The organism is Marinibacterium sp. SX1 (assembly GCF_050389775.1).
GTDB lineage: Bacteria > Pseudomonadota > Alphaproteobacteria > Rhodobacterales > Rhodobacteraceae > Marinibacterium.
This window is the reverse complement of sequence record NZ_CP177144.1, coordinates 2340498-2360731: the sequence shown is the minus strand read 5'-3', so window position 1 is coordinate 2360731 and position 20234 is coordinate 2340498. Positions and strand designations below refer to the sequence as shown.

Annotated in this window: 16 protein-coding genes; 8 read left to right on the top strand and 8 right to left on the bottom strand. The window is 68.3% G+C overall.

Annotated elements, in window-relative coordinates:
* Positions 1 to 74: 74 nt before the first annotated feature.
* From ACK3BB_RS10545 to ACK3BB_RS10510, 8 genes are all read right to left on the bottom strand, one after another.
* Positions 75 to 2438 carry a xanthine dehydrogenase family protein molybdopterin-binding subunit gene (locus ACK3BB_RS10545; protein WP_428928671.1) on the bottom strand — a complete coding sequence of 788 codons (2364 nt, stop codon included), beginning with the start codon at positions 2436 to 2438 and terminating at the stop codon, positions 75 to 77.
* A gap of 99 nt (positions 2439 to 2537) precedes the next feature.
* Positions 2538 to 3023 (bottom strand): (2Fe-2S)-binding protein, encoded by a 486-nt coding sequence (locus ACK3BB_RS10540; RefSeq protein ID WP_428928670.1) that lies wholly within the window; start codon positions 3021 to 3023, stop codon positions 2538 to 2540.
* Between the two features lie 81 nt (positions 3024 to 3104).
* Positions 3105 to 4187, bottom strand: coding sequence for a molybdopterin-binding protein (locus ACK3BB_RS10535; RefSeq protein ID WP_428928669.1), 1083 nt, complete (start codon positions 4185 to 4187; stop codon positions 3105 to 3107).
* Positions 4184 to 5155 carry an XdhC family protein gene (locus ACK3BB_RS10530; RefSeq protein WP_428928668.1) on the bottom strand — a complete coding sequence of 324 codons (972 nt, stop codon included), beginning with the start codon at positions 5153 to 5155 and terminating at the stop codon, positions 4184 to 4186. The genes ACK3BB_RS10535 and ACK3BB_RS10530 overlap by 4 nt, the downstream gene beginning before the upstream one ends.
* 117 nt (positions 5156 to 5272) lie before the next feature.
* Positions 5273 to 6802: an arylsulfatase gene (locus ACK3BB_RS10525; protein ID WP_428928667.1), complete on the bottom strand. Its 1530-nt coding sequence runs from the start codon at positions 6800 to 6802 to the stop codon at positions 5273 to 5275.
* 232 nt (positions 6803 to 7034) lie between these two features.
* Complete coding sequence (locus ACK3BB_RS10520; protein WP_428928666.1) at positions 7035 to 8285, bottom strand: vWA domain-containing protein; 1251 nt, start codon at positions 8283 to 8285, stop codon at positions 7035 to 7037.
* 88 nt (positions 8286 to 8373) lie between these two features.
* Positions 8374 to 8925, bottom strand: coding sequence for an AAA family ATPase (locus tag ACK3BB_RS10515; RefSeq protein ID WP_428928665.1), 552 nt, complete (start codon positions 8923 to 8925; stop codon positions 8374 to 8376).
* Complete coding sequence (locus ACK3BB_RS10510) at positions 8922 to 9794, bottom strand: AAA family ATPase (protein ID WP_428928719.1); 873 nt, start codon at positions 9792 to 9794, stop codon at positions 8922 to 8924. The genes ACK3BB_RS10515 and ACK3BB_RS10510 overlap by 4 nt, the downstream gene beginning before the upstream one ends.
* A gap of 425 nt (positions 9795 to 10219) precedes the next feature.
* Between ACK3BB_RS10510 and ACK3BB_RS10505 the strand changes: the two genes are divergently transcribed.
* The 8 genes from ACK3BB_RS10505 to ACK3BB_RS10470 all read left to right on the top strand — a co-directional run bounded on the left by ACK3BB_RS10505 (position 10220) and on the right by ACK3BB_RS10470 (position 20203).
* Positions 10220 to 11254 (top strand): glycosyltransferase family 2 protein, encoded by a 1035-nt coding sequence (locus ACK3BB_RS10505; protein WP_428928718.1) that lies wholly within the window; start codon positions 10220 to 10222, stop codon positions 11252 to 11254.
* Positions 11251 to 11886, top strand: a complete 636-nt coding sequence (locus ACK3BB_RS10500) for a hypothetical protein (protein WP_428928664.1) — start codon at positions 11251 to 11253, stop codon at positions 11884 to 11886. Before ACK3BB_RS10505 ends, ACK3BB_RS10500 begins: the two co-directional genes overlap by 4 nt.
* A complete protein-coding gene (locus ACK3BB_RS10495) occupies positions 11886 to 14261 on the top strand; it encodes a glycosyltransferase family 2 protein (protein WP_428928663.1) in 2376 nt (791 codons plus the stop codon). The genes ACK3BB_RS10500 and ACK3BB_RS10495 overlap by 1 nt, the downstream gene beginning before the upstream one ends.
* A complete protein-coding gene (locus ACK3BB_RS10490; RefSeq protein WP_428928662.1) occupies positions 14261 to 15301 on the top strand; it encodes a glycosyltransferase family 2 protein in 1041 nt (346 codons plus the stop codon). Before ACK3BB_RS10495 ends, ACK3BB_RS10490 begins: the two co-directional genes overlap by 1 nt.
* A 219-nt stretch (positions 15302 to 15520) precedes the next feature.
* Positions 15521 to 16474: a phosphoadenosine phosphosulfate reductase gene (locus ACK3BB_RS10485; protein ID WP_428928717.1), complete on the top strand. Its 954-nt coding sequence runs from the start codon at positions 15521 to 15523 to the stop codon at positions 16472 to 16474.
* 141 nt (positions 16475 to 16615) lie between these two features.
* A complete protein-coding gene (pyrC, locus tag ACK3BB_RS10480; protein ID WP_428928661.1) occupies positions 16616 to 17662 on the top strand; it encodes a dihydroorotase in 1047 nt (348 codons plus the stop codon).
* A 130-nt stretch (positions 17663 to 17792) separates the two neighbouring features.
* Positions 17793 to 18467 carry an orotate phosphoribosyltransferase gene (locus ACK3BB_RS10475; RefSeq protein ID WP_428928660.1) on the top strand — a complete coding sequence of 225 codons (675 nt, stop codon included), beginning with the start codon at positions 17793 to 17795 and terminating at the stop codon, positions 18465 to 18467.
* A gap of 239 nt (positions 18468 to 18706) precedes the next feature.
* Positions 18707 to 20203, top strand: coding sequence for a replicative DNA helicase (locus ACK3BB_RS10470; RefSeq protein ID WP_428928659.1), 1497 nt, complete (start codon positions 18707 to 18709; stop codon positions 20201 to 20203).
* Positions 20204 to 20234 lie beyond the last annotated feature (31 nt).

The window sequence follows — 20234 nt, the reverse complement described above, 5'->3', positions numbered from 1 at the left end:
CTCCTCTTCTTCTTGGTTCCAAATACCCTCGGGGGGTCCGGGGGGCAGCGCCCCCCCGTCGCACCCGGTTCCACCTAGCCGTTCATCGCCGCCCAGACCCGCGCGGGCGACAGCGGCATGTCGATATGGGTCACAGCCTTGCCGCCCGAGCGCAGGGCGTCAACCACCGCGTTGACCACCGCCGGCGGCGACCCGATCGCCCCGGCCTCGCCGCATCCTTTCACGCCAAGCGGGTTGTGCGTGCAGGGCGTCTGGCAGGAATGATCCACCTCGTAGAACGGCACATCGGCCGCCCGGGGCATGGCGTAATCCATGTAGGACGCGCTCAGCAGCTGGCCGTTCTCGTCATAGACCGCCCCTTCCAGAAGTGCCTGGCCGATGCCCTGGGCAATGCCCCCGTGCACCTGGCCCGACACGATCATCGGGTTGACGATATTGCCGAAATCATCGGCCGCCGCAAAGCTTTCGATGGTCACATGGCCGGTTTCGGGGTCGACCTCGACCTCGCAGCAATAGGCCCCCGAGGGATAGGTAAAGTTCGACGGATCGTAGAACGCCGTCTCTTCCAGCCCCGGCTCGATGTCTTCCAGCGGGTAGTTGTGCGGCACATAGGCCGCCAGGCAGACATCGCCCCAGGCCACCGACTTGTCGGTGCCCGCGACCGAAAAGGCCCCGTCCTTCAGCTCGATATCGGCTTCCGAGGCCTCCATCAGGTGGGCCGCGATCTTCTTGGTCTTGTTGATGATCTTCTCGGTCGCCCGCACCATGGCCGAGCCGCCCACCGCCAGCGAGCGCGACCCGTAGGTGCCCATGCCCATCGGCGTGTTGGCCGTGTCGCCATGGACGATCTCGACCATGTTTTCGTCGATGCCGATCATCTCGGCGATGACCTGCGGGAACGAGGTTTCGTGGCCTTGGCCGTGGGAATGCGAGCCGGTCATGACCACCAGGCCGCCGGTCGCATTCACCCGCACGGTTGCGCTTTCGTACAGGCCCGCTCGGGCGCCCAGCTGGCCCACCAGCTGCGAGGGCGCGATGCCGCAGGCCTCGATGTAGCAATTCACGCCCAGCCCGCGCAGCTTGCCCCGGGCCTCGCTTTCGGCCCGGCGCGCGGGAAAGCCCGCCAGGTCGGCGATCTCTTCCAGCTTGTCCATCGTCGCGCCGTAATCGCCGGTGTCATATTCGACGGCCACCGGCGTGGCATAGGGGAATTCGGTGATGAAGTTCTGCCGGCGCAGGGCGATCGGATCGACATCCAGCTCGCGCGCGGCCTTGTCGATGACACGCTCCAGCTGGTAGGTCGCCTCGGGCCGGCCGGCCCCGCGATAGGCATCAACCGGCACGGTGTTGGTGAACACGGCCTTGACGTTCACGTAGATCAGCGGGGTCTTGTAATTGCCCGCCATCAGCGTGCCATGCAGCCAGGTCGGCACCGACGGCGCAAAGGTCGACAGGTAGGCGCCCATGTTGGCATAGGTTTCGGTCCGGAGCGCGGTGAAGTTGTTGTCGGCATCCAGCGCCAGTTCGATCTTGGTCACGTGGTCGCGGCCATGGGCATCCGAGATGAAGGCCTCGGACCGCGAGGCCGTCCATTTGACCGGCCGGTTCAGGGCCTTGGCCGCAAAGGTGCAAAACGCCTCTTCGGCATAATGGAAGATCTTGGTGCCAAAGCCCCCGCCCACGTCGGGCGCGATGACGCGCAGCTTGTGCTCGGGGATGCCGAGCACGAAGGCGCCCATCAGCAGACGGATGACATGGGGGTTCTGCGAGGTGGTGTAGAGCGTCGACTCGCCGCTGGCCCGGTTGAAATCACCGACGGCCACGCGGGGTTCCATCGGGTTGGCCACCAGCCGGTTGTTGACCAGTTCCAGCGTGGTGACATGGGCGGCCGACTTGATCGCGGCATCCACCGCCTCGCGGTTGTCCTCGACGAAGCCCCAGTCGTAGCAGAGGTTCGACGTCAGGTCGTCATGCACCTTGGGCGCGTCGGGCTGGACGGCGGCCTTCATGTCGATGACGGCCGGCAGCTCTTCGATATCGGCCTCGATGGCCTCGGCGGCGTCGCGGGCCTGGGCCAGGCTTTCGGCCACAACGGCCGCAATCGGGTCGCCGACGTGGCGGACCTTGCCCTGGGCCAGCACCGGGTGACCCGGCTCTTGCATGACCTCGCCGTGGCGGTCGGTGACCTGCCAGCCGCAGGGCAGCCCGCCGATGCCTTCGAAATCGGCCCCGGTGAACACCCTGAGCACGCCGGGCATGGCCTCGGCCGCGCTGGTGTCCAGGGCGGTGATCCGGCCATGGGCCATGTCGGAGCGCAGGAAATAGACATGGGCCTGTCCGCGCAGGTTGATGTCGTCGGTGTAATTGCCGGTTCCGGTCAGGAACCGCACGTCCTCGCGCCGCTTGTTGCTGGCGCCGATGCCATGATCCTTCGGCATGGTAATCCTCCCTGAAACGATGGGTGCCCGCACCCATCCTACGCCCACCCCGGGGCCCGCTCCTCCACGGTCCCGGCGGGGTGGCCCGGTTGCGCGGCCCTACTCGGCGGCGATGGCGGTCACGTCCTGGCCGCTGGCCGCGAGGATCGCCTTGACGATGTTGTGGTACCCCGTGCAGCGGCAGATGTTGCCTTCCAGGTAATCCCGGATCTCGGCTTCGCTGGGCGTCGGGTTGTCCTTGAGCAGCGCCGCCGCCGACATGACCATGCCGGGGGTGCAAAAGCCGCATTGCAGGCCGTGGTGGTCCTGGAACGCCTGCTGGATCACGTTGAGCGAGCCGTCGGCATTGGCCTGGCCCTCGATCGTGGCCACCTCGGCGCCCTCGGCTTCGAGCGCGAGCATGGTGCAGGATTTCACCGCCTTGCCGTCCACGTGCACGACGCAGGCGCCGCATTGGCTGGTGTCGCAGCCCACATGCGTGCCGGTCAGACCCAGCTCGTCCCGCAGGAACTGAACCAGCAGCGTCCGGCCTTCGACGTCTCTGGATGCGGGCTTGCCGTTGACGGTCATCGAGACCTTCGTCATGGGATCCTCCCCTATCTTGATCCGCTTCCTCCTGACTAAAGCACGGCAAAAGGGCTTTGAAAAGCGCCGGTTATCAGCGCCTTAGGTCGTAGTTACCTTAGGGAAAGACTCAGGTTCTCGTGCGCCGGCCCCGCGATCCCCGTCGCCCGCCCCGCCAGCACCCGCCGGCCGCCCGGCCCGGGGCTGCGGCCGCGTCGGGATCTCCTTGAGCAGCCCGCCCACGCCCATGGCCGCAATGTCGGCCGCCGAGGGCGTCAGCCCGCAGGCCACGCGGCTGAGCACCCAATCGGCCCCGTTCAGGGCCGGCGACCGGGCGCAGCCCGGCAGGCCGATGACCGGCCGGTCGCCCAAACGGCCGAGAAACAGCAGGTTGCCCGGATCGACGGGCATGCCGAACCGGTCGACGATGCCCCCCGCCGCGCGCACGGCCCGGGGCGCCACGTCCATCACGTCGGAGGTGGCCGACGCGGTCAGGATCAGCAGGACGTCGCCCTCAAGCCCGTCGAGCGCCCCGGCCAGCGCCCCGGCCTCGTGGGGCACCTCGACCACGCCGGCCATGTCCAGACCCAGCGCGCGCACCCGGCCTTCGACCGCCGCGCGGCCCTTGGCATTGTCCGGCCCGCCCGGGATCACCGTCATCACCAGCCCGACGCGGCCGACCACCGGCCCGGCCAGCCGCATCGCCCGGCCGCCGGCGCAGGCCTCGGCCCGGGCCACCGCATCGCCGGGCACGCCGTAGGAAATCACCTTGATCGTGGCGACCATGCCGCCCGGGCCCATCTGCTGATGCTGGGGCACCGTGGCGACGGTGATCATCGGATCGACCAGGTTCACCGCCTGGATCACCGCCTCGTCCAGCTCGACCACGCCCGGCCCGGCGGCCAGCAGGTTGACTCGGCCGGTGAAGGGCGCGCTGACCCGCAGCCCCGCCGCGGCCGGATCGCGCACCAGCGCCGCGGCCACCCGCTGCGCGGCGTCATCCTCGCCCACGTCACCGGGTTCGAACCGGGCGACGATGACCTCGGACAGCCCCTCGCCGGCCAGCGCGGCCACGTCCGCCGCCTCCAGCCGCTTGCCCTTGCGCAGCCGCCCGCCGGCCAGCCGGACCGAATGGGCCAGCACCGCGCCCTCGGCCCGGGCCACGGGCACCGGCCCGAAGATCACGGCCGTTTCCCGCGCAGCACGGCGGTCATCTCGGCGAGCACCGACACGGCGATCTCGGCCGGCCCCGCCGCGCCGATGTCCAGCCCAACCGGCGCGTGGATGCGCCCGATCTGCGCCTCGGTGAACCCCGCCGCCACCAGCCGGTCGACCCGTCGGGCATGGGTGCGCGTCGATCCCAGCGCTCCGATGTAGAAACAATCGGCCGCCAGCCCGGCCATCAGCGCCGGGTCGTCGAGCTTGGGGTCATGGGTCAGCAGCACCAGCGCCGTGCGCGCATCCAGCCCCAGCGCGGCCACCGCCTCGTCGGGCCAGTCGTGCAGCATCCGCTCGCCGGGAAAACGCGCATCCGAGGCAAAGGCCTCGCGCGGGTCGATGATCACCGGGTCATAGCCCGCGATCCGGGCCATCGGCACCAGCGCCTGGGCGATATGGACCGCGCCGACGATGATCAGCCGTAGCGGCGGGTTGTGGATGGCCACGAAGGTCCGGCCGTCCTCCTCGACGCCGGACCGGTCCATGCGGAACCGCTGGGCATGGCCGTCCTCCACCAATCTTCGGGTCCCACTGTCCAGGTCGACCTCGTAGGCCACCGCCCGGCGTGCGTCCCGCGCGGCGACCAGGCGTTCCAGCATGTCGACGGGCAGCGCCGTGCCGACCGGCTCGACCAGCACGCGGATCGTGCCGCCGCAGGCCAGCCCGACGGCAAAGGCATCGTCATCGCTGACACCGTATTCCAGCAGCCGGTGCCTGCCGTCTTCCAGCGCCTCCAGCGCCTCGACCAGCACGGCGCCTTCGACACAGCCGCCCGAGACCGAGCCTTCGATCCGCCCATCACCGGCGATGGCCAGCTGCGAGCCCGTCCGCCGGGGCGCGCTACCCCAGGTCTCGACAACGGTGGCAATCGCCGCGCCGTGGCCGTCGCGGTGCCAGTCCAGTGCAATGCGGGGGATGTCGAAATGCTCGCTCATGGGCCGTGCCCTCCTTGCTGCCTGCAGAATTGGGGGCAGCGGGCGGAGAGGTCAACCGGGGCGGCTGCGCGAAGGCCCTGTCCCGGGGCCGCAGACCGGCCCCGGGAGGGTGCGCGCTCAGCGCGCGTTGGGGTCCATCATCGCGTCCATGATGGATTCGGTATCGAAATCCAGGCTGGCCTGGCGCGGCGGGTAGTCTTCGAAGGTCGTGAAGAACTGGCCCAGGATGGCGCTGGCCGGGCCAAGCGCCCAAGAGCGGTTTTCCTGCCATTCGTCAAAGCCACGGCTTTCGTGGAAACGTTCGAACGGATCGAGATCCAGCCGGGTGATCAGCGGCGTGGTCAGCTGCTCCTGCACGCCGTTGAACCATTTGTCCTGCCGGGTGAACAGGAATTTCCACTCGCCGAAGCGCAGCCCGTGAAAGGTGGTCTCCGAGAAGAACGGGAAGAACATCCGGTTCGACGCGCCCTCGCCTGTCAGGATCGGCGACTGGTCGTAACCGTCCAGGTGCACGCGGTATTCCGTGCCGCCGATCTCGGCCCCGTCCAGCAGGTCGGCGCCCAGGTCGGGCTGGCCCAGCTGGGACATGATCGTCGGCATCCAGTCTTCCATGGTGATCATCTCGCCGCTGGTCGTGCCGGGCGCGACCAGACCGGGCCAGCGGATCATGGCCGGCACCTTGAAGGCGCCTTCGTAGCCGCCCACGCCCTTGTCACCGCGGAACGGCTGGTTGCCGCCATCGGGCCAGCTGTTGGTCGGCGCGCCATTGTCGGTCGAGAACATCACGACGGTCGTGTCGGCGATGCCCAGCTCGTCGAGCAGGTCGAGCAATTCACCGACATCGTCGTCCAGCTCGACCATGCCGTCGGCATAGACCGATCCGGTGCCGGTGATGCCGTCGTATTCCTCGCTGAGATTGGTGCGGTAATGCATCCGCGTGGTGTTGTGCCAGACGAAGAACGGCTCTTCGGCCGCCGCTGCTTCGCGGATGAAGCGCTTGCTTTCCTCCAGCACTTCCTGGTCGAGAACGCGCTGTTTTTCCTGGCCGAAGCCGCCAAGGTCCTCGATCTGCTGTTCACCGCCCTCGCCGGCGGCAAAGGAATGGATGATGCCCCGCTGGGCCAGCCCGGCGTCTTCGAAGGCCTGGGCCGGGTAATCGTCCTGTTCGACGTATTCGCCGGCATTGAGGTGATAAAGGATGCCGAAGAACTCGTCGAAGCCATGGTTGGTCGGCAGGTGTTCGTCGCGGTCGCCCAGGTGGTTCTTGCCGAACTGGCCGGTGCGATAGCCCAGGGGTTTCAGCATTTCGGCCAGGGTCGGGTCTTCGGGTTGCAGGCCCTGGGGCGCGCCCGGCAGGCCCACTGTCGAAAGACCGGTGCGGATGGGGTACTGGCCGGTGATGAAGGCCGCGCGCCCGGCGGTGCAGGAGGCATGGGCATAGTGATCCATGAACAGAAGGCCTTCGTCGGCGATCCGGTCGATGTTGGGCGTGTCGCAGCACATCATGCCACGGTGATAGGCCGAGATGTTCCACATGCCCACGTCATCGCCCCAGATGACAAGGATGTTCGGGCGCTCGGCCTCCTGCGCGGTGGCCGCCAGGGGCGCCAGGCACGTCAGGAAAATGGATATCAGAAGTAACCGCATGTTGGTCCCACCTTTCATACACTCATGAATTCGAGGTTAACCCTGGCCGGGCTCCAAGTCACCAAGATGACAGCCGACGCCCCGTCACGGCCCTTGCGCCGAACGACGCCCGGGCGGGGGAAGCGCCGCGGGGGGCGGCCCGGCGTGACGGGCGGTGAGACACGTGGGGAGGCGGGCCATGCCGGCCCTTGATGTCGGGACATGCGGGCGTTGCCCGCGCATGGGGTGGCGGTCAGAGCATGGCCATCAGCCGGGCCTTTTCGCCCATGTCGTCGGGGCGCGAGATCGCCCGGGCGAGATCCTGGAGCGAGGCGATGGAATGGCCGGCGCGGAAACTGTCGACATGGGGCAGCATGGCGGAAATGCCTCGGGCCCGGGGGGCAAAGCCCTGCCAGCGCAGCAGCGGGTTCAGCCAGATCAGTCGGCGGGCCGACAGGTGCAGGCGCTCCATTTCCCTGCCCAGCGCCTCGGGTTCGCCCCGGTCCAGCCCGTCGGTGACCAGCAGCACCACCGCGCCCTGCCCCAGCACCCGGCGCGACCAGTCGCGGTTGAAGGCATGCAGGCAATCGCCGATCCGGGTGCCGCCTTCCCAGTCCTGGGCCTCGGCCCCGGCGGCCCGCAGCGCGGCATCGACATCGCGCTGGCGCAGGTGGCGGGTAATGTTGGTCAGGCGGGTGCCGAAGGTGAAGGCATGGACCTGCGCCCAGCCCTGGCCGCGGGCATTGGCCACGGTGTGGACGAAATGCAGGATCAGCCGGGAATACTGGCTCATCGACCCGGAAATGTCGCAGAGCACGACCAGGTTGGGCCAGCGTTCGCGCGGGGCCTTGCGGGCCAGGTCGCGGATCTCGCCGCCCCGGCGCATCGCCGCGCGCAGGGTGGCCGGGCCGTCGTGGCGCGGGCCGGATGCGGCGGGCCGGCTGCGGCGCGAGGGGATCGGGCGGACCGGCAGATCGAGCCGGGCCAGCATGCGCCGGGCCTCGGCGATTTCGGCGGTCGACATCTGTTCGAAATCCAATGTGCGCAGCCGTTCCTCGGCCGACATGGTCAGCGTGGCGTCGATCTCGATCTCGCTGCCCTCGGGCGGGGCGAAATCCTCGGGCATGTCGGGGGCCATCCCGTCCAGCAGGGCCTCGGCCGCGCGTTTCTCGGCCGACTGGCCGGGGCGCTCTTCCTGCACGCCACGGATGGCGGGCAGCATCATCGACATCATGTGTTCCATGAACCGCGGGTCGCGCCAGTAGAGCCGGAAGACCTGGGCAAAGACCACGCGGTCCTCGGGGCGCGAGACGAAACAGGCGTGCAGGGTCCAGTAGAAATCGGTCTTCGAGGTGAAGCCCGCGGCCTCGACGGCGCGGATGGCGTCGACGACCCGTCCGGTGCCGACGTGCAGCCCGGCCTTGCGCAGGGCCCGGGCGAAATGGGTGATGTTGCCGGCGAGTTTCGGGTTCTCGGGCAGATCGAGAGGGGCGTATTCGGCCATCAGCCGAACCGGGGGCGCTGCCCCCGGACCCCCGAGGGTACTTTGGCCAAGAAGAAGAACATGGGGCCGGGACTGGGGGGATGCCGTGTCATGCCGGGCATCCTGCGGCGAGGTCGAGCGCGTCGATGATGGCAGTGGCGGCCTGGTCCGGAGACAGGGCGGTGACGTCGAGCGGGATGGCGCCGTCGGGGCGCAAGAGGGCGTGTCGGGCGCGGAGGCTGTCGAGGATGGCGGGATCGGTGAGCTTGGTGCCTTGGCCGCGGGCGGGATCGGTGAGGCGGCGGCGGTTTTCCTGCGGATCCAGATCGAGCGTGACGCAGAGCAGGCGCGCGCCGCGCGCCCGGGCCAGGGCGCGGGTGGGGGCGAAGAGCACGTCGTCGGCGGCATCGTCGGAGAGCGCGTCGGTGAGGATCAAAGGGATGGCGGGCGGCAGGGCCAGGGCGGCCTGATCGATGGCGGCGCGGATCGTGGCCCGCAGGGCGGCATGGCGCGGGTCGGAGCGGTCGAAGAGCGCGCCGGCGGGATCGAGCGCCAGGTGATTGTCGATCAGCCGGCCGCCGAGACGCGCGGCCAGGCGCGCGCCGATCGTGGCCTTGCCGGCGCCGGGCCAGCCGCAGAGGTGGATGACCGGAGCGGTCATGCCGGTTCCAGCGCCGCGCGGGCCTCGTCAAGCAGTCGCCTGGCCTCGGAGCCCTGCAGTTTCTGGATGTCATCCTGGTATTTCAGCACCGCGCCCAGCGTGTCGGCGATGACCTCGGGGCTGAGGTTGACCATGTCGAGCGCCAGCAGGCACTTGGCCCAGTCGATGGTCTCGGCCACCCCCGGTTTCTTGAACAGGTCCTCGCTGCGCAGGGCCTGGACAAAGGCCACCACCTCGCGGCTCAGCGCTTCGGAGGCCTCGGGCGCCCGGGCGCGCAGGATCTGCATCTCGCGGTCGAAATCGGGGTAGTCGACCCAGTGGTAGAGGCAGCGGCGTTTCAGCGCGTCATGCACCTCGCGGGTGCGGTTGGACGTCAGGATCACGATCGGCGGCTCGGGCGCGCGGATCGTGCCCAGCTCGGGGATGGTGACCTGGAAATCGGACAGGGCTTCCAGCAGGAAGGCCTCGAACGGCTCGTCGGTCCGGTCGAGCTCGTCGATCAGCAGGACGGGGGCACCGGCGGGATCGGCGCGCATGGCCTGCAGGAGCGGGCGCTCGACCAGGTAGTCTTCGGAGAAGAGTTCCTGCTGCAGGCCCTTGCGGCTGGTCTCGCCGGCGGCTTCGGCGGTGCGGATGGCGATCATCTGGGCGGGGAAGTTCCAGTCGCAGACGGCCGAGGCCGCATCCAGCCCTTCGTAACATTGCAGCCGGATCAGCCGGCGGCCCAGGCCCGCGGCGATGGCCTTGGCGATCTCGGTCTTGCCGGTGCCCGCCTCGCCTTCGAGGAACAGCGGCCGGCCCAGCCGCAAGGACAGGAAGACGATCGTGGCCAGGGCACGGCCGCAGACATAGCCCTGGTCGCCCAGCATGGATTGCACCGCGTCGATGCTGTCTGGTGGGGTCGTGGTCACCTTGGTCCTCCTCTGGCTGCGCCCCCCAGAGGACCCGCGCGGCACGCAGGCGTCAAGCCCGGCCATGGGCGCGGGTGCGTTGACCCGGGCTTTACCCGGTTGGGGTGGGCCGATTGACGGGCTTCGGGCGGGCGTCATAGTTTGAACATGAAGCCGCGCTATCCGGGCGGCCAGGCGGACAGGCGAGCAGACAGAGGGGCGCAGCGGCGCATGACACCCCAGCCATGACATCCAAGACGGCCATGACATCCACGACCGGCGACGACACGCCCGACCGGGGCACGCGGCCCGACACGGCTGACCGCGCCACCCGGCCCGACACGACGGCACGGGCCACCCGGCTCGACACAACGGCACGGGCCACCAGGCCCGATGGCACCGACCTGCGGATCACAGCGGTGACCTGCGTCAAGAACGAAGGGCCCTTCCTGCTGGAATGGATCGCCTTCAACCGGCTGATCGGGGTCAGCGACTTCCTGTTCTATTCCAACGATTGCACCGATGGCACCGACCGGCTGCTGGACGCGCTGGCCGACCGGGGCATCCTGCGCCACCTGCCCAACCCGGCCCAGGGGCGCAATTACCAGATGGAGGCGCTGAAGGACGCCGCGCGCCAGGACATCGTGACCGGGGCCGATTGGGTCTGGATCGCCGATGTCGACGAATTCCTCAACATCCACGCCGGCGATCACACCATCCCCGCCCTGATCGCGGCCTGTGGCGACCCCCAGGCCATTTCGGTCACCTTCCAGTTCTTCGCCAATGACGGCGTCGAGACCTTTGCCGATGTGCCGGTGATCGGCCAGTTCACCCGGTCGCACAATCCCGACATCTGGTGCGGCGAGACGGCGATCGAGGTCAAGTCACTGGTGCGCCAAGATTTCCCCCTGCAATATTTCGGCGCCCACCGGCCCTTTCACAAGACGGGCAAGTCCCGGGCCCAGCCCAGCTGGACCGACGGATCGGGCCGGCCGGTCCAGCACAAGTTCCTCGTGGCCGCCAACCCCCGGCGCATCCGCAAGTTTCCCGCCGCCGGGGCGCGGGCCCATGCGACGCTCAACCATTACGCCCTGCGCTCGCTGGACAGCTACCTGGTCAAGAACGACCGGGGCGACGTCAACCGCGAGAACCGGGCCTTTGACGACACCTATTGGCGTGAGCGCAACGATCCGGCCTGGCAGGACCTGTCGATCCACCGCTACCTGCCCGGGCTCCAGGCCGCGCTGGACGATCTCAAGTCCGACCCCGAGATCGCGCGGCTGCATGACGAGGCCGTGGGCCTGCACCTGGCCCGCCGCGATGCCCTGCTGGCCCAGCCCGACTACCGCGAGATGCAGGCCCAGCTGCGCGCTGCGCCCGCCCTGCCGCCGCAGGAAAGCGCGCTGATCGCCGAGCTGGGGCTGGAGCCCCCGGCATGAGCCTGCAGGTCGTCAACCTGGGCCTGCCGAAATCGGGCACGACCACCCTGGCCAAGGCGCTGCGCCGGGCCGGGCTGCATGTGGCCGACCACCGCATCCGCAAGCGCCAGACCCAAGACACGACGCTGCACGGGACCTATGTCGGCGCGCTGCTCTATGCCGGCCATTATGCCGGGGGCGATCCGGCCGGCCGGCTGGGCGGGTTCCAGGCGCTGACCGAGCTGAGCCAGCTGTCGGGCGGGCGGTCGATCTGGCCGCAGACCGATTTCGCCCTGATCGAGAACCTGCGCCGGCACCATCCGGGCGTGAAATTCCTGGCCTCGCGGCGTGACGCTTTCGAGATGTCGCAATCCATGCTGGCCTGGTCCGACATGGGCACCGCCCGGCTGCCCCGGGCCATGGTGCCCGGCCTGCCCCGGGGCTATGGCGAGACCAGCCGCGAGCGCATCCAGTGGATCGACGGCCATTACGCCACGCTGGCCCGCTGGTTCCGCGACGATCCGGACTATCTTGAATACGACGTGGCCGATCCCGGCGCGCCGACGGCCATCGCGGCGCATATCGGGCGCGACTTGCCCTGGTGGGGCAAGGCCAACGCCAACCCGCTGCGGCGCCAGAAGGAAAAGGCATGATGCGCATCAGGCTTCACATCGGGCTCGAACAGGTGGGCGCCGGCCGTCTGCAAACGGTGCTCTCGGCCGGGCGCGAAGCGCTGGCCGAGCGGCGGGTGCTCTATGCCCGCAGTCCGGGCACGCGCAACCACACCCGGCTGTTCATGGCCGTGACCGACCCCGACCACATCGACCCGCTGCGGTTCAACCGGGGTTACATCGATCCGGCCAAGCAGGATGCGCTCTATCGCTCGGTGGCCGCCGACCTGGCCCAGGAAGTGGCCGCCGCCGCGCCGGACGTGCTGATCCTCAGCTGCGCCCAGCTGGGCACCTCGTTGCGCCGGGTCAGCGAGCTGGAGCGGCTGAAGTCCCTGCTCAGCCCCTTGTCCGACGACATCACAATCGTGGCCCACCTGGACGAGCCCGCCCGCCTGCTGGCCCGCCATTACGCCGCCCAGGTCCTGGAAGGCCGGGCCGGCGGGCTTGAGGCCGAGCTGGGTGTGACCGGCGAATGGTGGGGCGCGACCCAGGCCGCCATGCCCGCCATCGACCCGCAGGCCGGCCAGTTCGAGGAAACCCAGGGGCTGCCCTTCTGGCTCGACTACCCCCGGTTCCTGCAGCATTGGGAAGAGGTCTTTGGCGTCGGCCGGGTGATCCTGCGGCCCTATGACCGGGCGCGGTTCGACGGGCCGGGCATCACCGATGAAATCGCCACGGCCTTTGACATCGACGCTGCGCCGCTGGCCGCCCTGCCCCTGCCCGCCGCCCGCCCCATGGCCGAACCCTCGGCGGCATGGCTGGCCCGGGCGCGCGAGATGAACGCGCTGTTCCTGCGCCTGCTCGACCAAAAGACCCGCATCCTGCCGCGCAAGCTGTGGCGGCAATTGCTGGGCGAAATCGCCGTCGACGGCCCGCCCGTCGATCCCGGCAGCCTGTCGGCCCTGTCCGACCGGTTTGCCCCGGGCCTGGCCGGGCTGGTCGCGCGCTTCCCCGACCTCGGCCCGGTGCTGGGGGACCGCCCCGCGCCGGCCGCTTCCTGGACCGAAACCGATCCGACCCTGGGGTTCCGCGCCACGCAATACCTGGTGGCCTTCATGCACCGCATCGACAAGGCCACCCGCGAGGAACACAAGGCCCGGGCCGCCGCGCTGGCCGCCGCCAATGGCGCCCCGGTCCCTGCCGCCGCCGCTGCAACCCCGCCCGAGGCCGAGCTGACCGAAGCCGGCCGCCGCATCCTGCCCGACGGGGCCATCGCCAATTTCGAACGGCTGCGCGGCTCGCCCTATGCGCCGCACAACCGCCTTGGCGCGGTGGATGAAAACGCGCTGGCCGCGGCCTTTGACCCCGCCCCGCCGCGCCAGCTGGCGCCCGGGTCGTCGGGCAATGTCATCGTCGGCTGCATGAAGAACGAAGCGCCCTATATCTTGGAATGGGTGGCCTATCACCGGGCCATCGGCGTCGACAATTTCCTGATCTACACCAATGGCTGCGAGGACGGCACCGACGAGATCCTCGGCCGGCTCGACGCGCTTGGCATCGTCCAGCACCGCGACAACGAGGATTGGAAGGGCAAGTCGCCCCAGCAGCATGCGCTGAACCAGTCGCTGAAGGAACCGGTGATCCGCAACGCCGACTGGATCATCCATATCGACGTCGACGAGTTCATGAACATCCGTTGCGGCAACGGCACGCTGGACGATTTCTTTGCCGCCGTGCCCGATGCCACCAATGTTGCCATGACCTGGCGGCTTTTCGGCCATAACGGCGTGACCCGGCTGGACGACCGGTTCGTCATCGACCAGTTCGACACCTGCGCCCCGAAATTCTGCCCCAAGCCCCACACCGTCTGGGGCTTCAAGACCATGTTCCGCAACATCGGCGCCTACCAGAAGATCTCGTGCCACCGGCCGAACAAGCTGCAGGACGACTTCCGCGACCGGGTCAAATGGGTCAATGGATCGGGCCGCGACATGACCCGCGAAGTGGCCGAGAACGGCTGGCGCAGCTCCAAGCGCTCGATCGGCTACGACCTGCTGCAGCTCAACCATTACGCCCTGCGCTCGGCCGAAAGCTACCTGATCAAGCGCCAGCGCGGCCGGGCGCTGCATGTCGACCGGTCGATCGGCATCAACTACTGGATCCGCATGGACTGGTCGGATCACCGCGACATCACCATCAAGCGCAACATCCCCCGGCTGCGCGCCGAATATGACCGCCTGCTGGCCGACCCGGTGCTGCGCGACTGGCACGACCGGGGCTTTGCCTGGCACAGGGCCAAGGCCGACGAGCTGCACGGCATGCCCGAATTCGAGGATCTCTACCAGCAGGCCCTGACGCTGAAGCTGACGGAAACCGAACGGGTGGCCTATGCGCTGACCCTGGACATGGAGACCTGATGCGCCTGCTGGCCATCCTGACCGTGCGCAACGAGGCGGCCTTCCTGCTGGACTGGCTGGCCCATCACCGGGCGGTGGGCTTCACCGATTTCCTGGTCTTTTCCAACGATTGCCAGGATGGCACCGACGAGATGCTCGACCGGCTGCACGACATGGGCCAGGTCGAGCACATCCGCAACGACGGGCCCTATGACAAGCGGGGCATCCAGTTCACCGCGTTGAAGAAGGCCGAGCAGCTGAACATCGTCAAGCAGGCCGACTGGATCCTGCCGCTGGACGTGGATGAATTCGTCAATGTCCATGTCGGGGATCGCAGCGTGTCGGCCCTGATCGCCGCCCTGCCCGAGGCCACGGCCATCACCCTGACATGGCGGCTGTTCGGCAATGCCGGCCAGGTCGAGTACCAGGACCGGCCGGTGTCCGAGATCTTTACCGCCGCCGCGCCGGTGGTGATGTACTGGCCCTGGCGCTCGGCCATGTTCAAGACGCTCTACCGCAACGATGGCACCTACCGGAAGGTCGGCGTGCACCGGCCGCGCAACCCGCGGCCCGAACGGGTGGACAGCGCGCGCTGGTTCGATGGCGAGGGCCGCGAGCTGGACGGCCAGTTCCGCACCCGGCGGATCTTTTCCAATTACGGCCGGTCGAACTATGCCCTGGCCCAGCTCAACCATTACCCCCTGGGCGCGATGCAAAGCTACGTGCTCAAGGCCGATCGCGGCCGCGCCGTGCATTCCGACGACATGCTGGGCCTGGATTACTGGGTCGAACGCAATTTCTGCACCGAGGAAGACCGGTCGATCCTGGCCATGGCCGAGCGCGTCGCGCCGATCCGGGCCGAGCTGGGCCAGGATGCCGAGCTGGCCCGCCTGCATGACGAGGCCGTGGCCTGGCGGCTGACCCGCTTCGACGAGCTGATGAAGGAAGAACCCTTCCGCGCGCTGTTCGGCCGGCTGCTGATGACCCCTCCGTCGACGCCGCTGGGCCTGAAAGACGCCCATGTGCTCTTGAGACACGCCACCGCCGCCCGTATGTCCTGACAGGACGATGGTCCGGGGCCCGTCGGTCGCGCCCCGGCCCGCCGGAAAACGCCGCGCCGGACGCCGGGGGACGGCTCCCGCCCTCCCCGGAGACCATGGGCGCGCATGAAAGCGGCCCGAATTTTGCCCAATTTTGCCGCAAATGAGCGGTAGATATGGCAAGACTCAGGTTCCGCGGGACAACCTATGACCGTGACGACCGATGACGAGGAGAGCCAGATGCAGGACGAGAAGGACAGCCTCGACCGGTCGCTGACCGGGCTCGACATGGCCGGCTGGAAGGCCGGGCTGGCCGACATGGCCAATGCCGAAGGCATGTTCGAGGACCTGGGCGACCGCCATTTCGCCACGTTCATCGAGCGCGACAACACGCTGCTCGTGACCTTCGAGACGGTGCAGGGCATCCGCACCCTGTCCGACCGCGACCAGCCGCTGGGCTTCGACATGGTCCGGGCGCAGGATTGGTCGCATCTCTGCCTGATCAGCGATGGCGACACCTGGTTCCGCGACCCGGTGCTTTATGAATTCTTCGACCGGCTGATCGACGACGGGTTCTTCGAGACCTACCACCGCATCGTCTTCTACGGCGCCGGGCCCTGCGGCTATGCGGCGGCGGCCTTTTCGGTGGCCGCGCCGGGGGCCATCGTGCTGGCCGTCCAGCCCCAGGCCACGCTGGATCCGCGGATGACCGAATGGGACCCGCGCTTTACCGAGATGCGCCGGGTGTCCTTTACCGACCGCTTCGGCTTTGCCCCCGACATGATCGACGCGGCCGAACGGGCCTTTGTCTTCTATGATCCCTGCGAGCCCTGCGATGCCATGCATGCGGCCCTGTTCCGCCGGCCCAATGTCAGCCGGATGCGCATGGCCCACATGGGCGACACGCTGCAGACCCGGCTGATCGAGATGGGCATTCTCTACCAGCTGCTGCTGCTGGCCGGCACCGGCCGGCTGACCGAGCTGGCCTTTGCCCGGCTCTACCGGGCCCGGCGCGATCACGCGGCCTATCTGCGCAACCTGATGGCCCATCTCGATGCCGCCGACCGGCCGTATCTGAACGCCCTGCTCTGCCGGTCGGTGACTGAGCGGATGAACGCTCCCCGGCTGCACCGCAGGCTCAACGCCCTGCGCGCGGCGGCCAATACCGGGGCCTTCCGCTTTCCCCCCGAATAGGGCCGGCGTTTCGCCAGCGGGACCGTGCCCCGCGCACCGTCCCTCACATTGCCCGTCAGACCACTCAAAGAACACCCGCCCGGACCGGCAGACCACGCAGGGATCTGGAAGCGCGCCCCGCTTCGTGCTAGCGGGCGGGGCATGAGCGACATCCTGACCCTCCCGCGTCCCGACGACTGGCACCTGCACCTGCGCGACGGCGCGATGCTGACGGCCGTCCTGCCCGAAACCACCCGCCATTTCGCCCGGGCGATCATCATGCCCAACCTGGTGCCGCCCGTCGTGACCGGCGCCCAGGCCGCGGCCTATCGCGACCGGATCCTGGCGGCCCTGCCCGAGGGCGCGCGGTTCACCCCGCTGATGACGCTCTACCTGACCGAAGAGACCGACCCGGCCGATGTCGCCGCGGCGGCCGCCAGCGGGCTGGTCACGGCGGTCAAGCTCTACCCGGCCGGGGCGACGACCAATTCGGCCAGCGGCGTGCGTGATTTCGACAAGGTGCGCGGCGTGCTGGACAAGATGGCCGAGATCGGCCTGCCGCTCTGCGTGCATGGCGAGGTGACCGACAGCGACATCGACATCTTCGACCGCGAGGCCGTGTTCATCGACCGCGTGCTCGACCCGGTGCGCCGGGCGACGCCGGGACTGAAGGTGATCATGGAACATGTCACGACCAGCGATGCCGTCGATTACGTGCGCGGGGTCGACAGCGGGCTTGGTGCAACGATCACGGCCCATCACCTGGTGATCAACCGCAACCACATCCTGGTCGGCGGCATCCGCCCGCATTATTACTGCCTGCCCGTGGCCAAGCGCGAGCAGCACCGCCAGGCGCTGGTCGCCGCTGCCGTTTCGGGCGACGCGCGGTTCTTCCTGGGCACCGACAGCGCGCCCCATGTCGATGCGGCCAAGGAAACCGGCTGCGGCTGCGCGGGCTGTTTCACCGCGCCCAATGCCGTGGCCGTGGTGGCCGAGGTCTTTGACGAGGCCGGGGCGCTGGACAAGCTGGAGGCCTTCCTGTGCCGCAACGGCGCCGCGTTCTACGGCCTGCCGGTCAACGACGGCACCATCACCCTGACCCGCTCGGGCCCGCAATCCTGGCCGTCGCATGTCGAGACCGGCGACGGCACGGTCACGGTCTTCGACCCGGCCCGCCCGGTCCACTGGGCCGTCACGCCCGACAGCTGACCGCCCCGACACCACGCCCCAGAAAATTCGCCGAATTTTCTGGGGCCACGCTGCACCACCGACCAACCGCCCCGCCCGATCCGTTCCACACGCCCGCCGCGCCCAGACACCAGACCAAGGACCGCCCCTGATGATCCCGTCCAGCTACCCGTCCGCCGAAGAGATCGCCCGCCTTTCCGCCTCGATGTTCCTGGAAATCGAAGCCGTGCATCTCAACACCGCCCAGCCCTTCATCCATGCCTCGGGCCTGCCCTCGCCGACCTATATCGACTGCCGCAAGCTGATTTCCTTCCCGCGCATCCGCTCGACCCTGATGGATTTCCTGACCGTCACCATCATGCGCAACGCCGGGTTCGAAGCTTTCGACGTCATCGCCGGGGGCGAGACCGCCGGCATCCCCTTCTCGGCCTTTGTCGCCGAGCGCATGGCCCTGCCCATGGCCTATGTCCGCAAGAAGCCCAAGGGTTATGGCCGCAACGCGCGCATCGAAGGCGTGGTCAAGGAAGGTGACCGGGTCCTGCTGGTCGAGGACCTGACCACCGACGGCGGCTCGAAACTGTCCTTCGTCGATGCCATCCGCGAGACCGGGGCGACCTGCGGCCATACCGCCGTGATCTTCTATTACGACATCTTCCCCGAGACCCGGCAGGTCCTGGGCGACCACGGCATCCAGCTGCATCACCTGTGCACCTGGTGGGACATCCTGGCCGTGGCCCGCGACGAGGGCCGGTTCGATGCCGCCACGCTGGACGGGGTCGAGGCCTATCTCAACGATCCCCGCGCCTGGCAGGAGGCGCACAAGTAAGCCGCACCGCCCCGCGGTTTTCCCCAAACGACGAATCGCGCGCCCGCACACAAATCTTGTGTTGCGGGCGTCACGTGCTACCCTATCTGCACGAGGCAGGCTTACCCACAGAATTGCCCACCCGGTCATCCACAGGACCATCCACAGGCCGGGCGCAATTCATCCACAGAGATATCCAGAGTGCATTCGGCCGGCCAATTGACTATTGCTGAGCCTCACCTTTGGGCGGGAGAGCAGACATGAACGAAGTCGCGCGGTTTGACGCGAACGGACCCGATTCCGGCGAGGGCGAAGGCCAGGAGGCCCTGCCCCATTCCATCGAGGCCGAGCAGCAGCTGCTCGGCGCGATCCTGACGAACAACGACATCTACGACCGCATCGCGTCGATCGTGCGGGCCGAACATTTCCACGACCCCGTGCACAGCCGCATCTTCGAGATCGCCGCCGCGCGGATCGCGCGCAACCAGCTGGCCTCGCCCGTCACGCTGAAGGCCTTCATGGAAGACGACGAGGGCCTGACCGCCCTGGGCGGGGCGCCCTATCTCGCCCGGCTGGCCGGCTCGGCCATCTCGACCTTTGCCGCGCGCGATTACGCCCAGATGATCTACGACATGGCCATCCGGCGTGAGCTGATCCTGCTGGGCAAGGAAATCTCGGCCAAGGCCGCGCGGATCGACGTGAAATCCGAACCCAAGGACCAGATCGTCCAGGCCGAGCAATCGCTCTACAAGCTGTCCGAACAGGGCAAGTCCGACAGCGGATTCCAATCCTTCCTCAAGGCCGTGACCGAAGCGGTCAACTCGGCCAACGCGGCCTACCAGCGCGAAGGCCAGCTGTCGGGCGTGTCGACCGGGCTGATCGACATGGACAAGAAGCTGGGCGGGCTGCACAAGTCCGACCTTCTGATCCTCGCCGGGCGGCCGTCGATGGGCAAGACCTCGCTGGCCACCAACATCGCCTTCAACGTGGCCAAGGCCTATCGCAAGGGTGTCCTGCCCGACGGGTCCGAGGGCAATATCGAAGGCGGCGTGGTCGGGTTCTATTCGCTCGAGATGAGCGCCGAGCAGCTGGCCGCGCGGATCCTGTCCGAAGCCGCCGAGGTGCCTTCGGAAAACATCCGCCGGGGCGACATGACGGAAACCGAGTTCCGGCGCTTCGTCGAGGCCGCCAAGGATCTCGAATCCTGCCCGCTCTACATCGACGACACCCCGGCCCTGCCCATCGCCCAGCTGTCGGCCCGGGCCCGGCGGCTGAAACGGACCCACGGGCTGGACGTGCTGATCGTCGACTACTTGCAGCTGGTGCGCGGCACGGCCGACAACCGGGTACAGGAAATCGCCGAGATCTCGATGGGCCTCAAGGCCATCGCCAAGGAGCTCAACATCCCGGTCATCGCCCTGTCCCAGCTGAGCCGGACGGTGGAAAGCCGCGACGACAAGCGCCCGCAGCTGTCCGACCTTCGGGAATCGGGCTCGATCGAACAGGATGCCGACGTGGTGATGTTCGTGTTCCGCGAGGAATATTACGTCGAACGCGAGAAACCCTCCGATGACCGGCTCGAGGAAATCGCGGCCTGGCAGGAGCGGATGGAACGGCTGCACGGCAAGGCCGAGGTGATCATCGGCAAGCAGCGGCACGGGCCGATCGGCACGGTCGAGCTGTCCTTCGAAGGCCAGTTCACGCGCTTCGGCAACCTGGTCCGCCCCTGGCAGCAGAACGACGACCAGGGCTACTGAGCGCCCAATATCGCGCCGTCCGGCCGGCCTG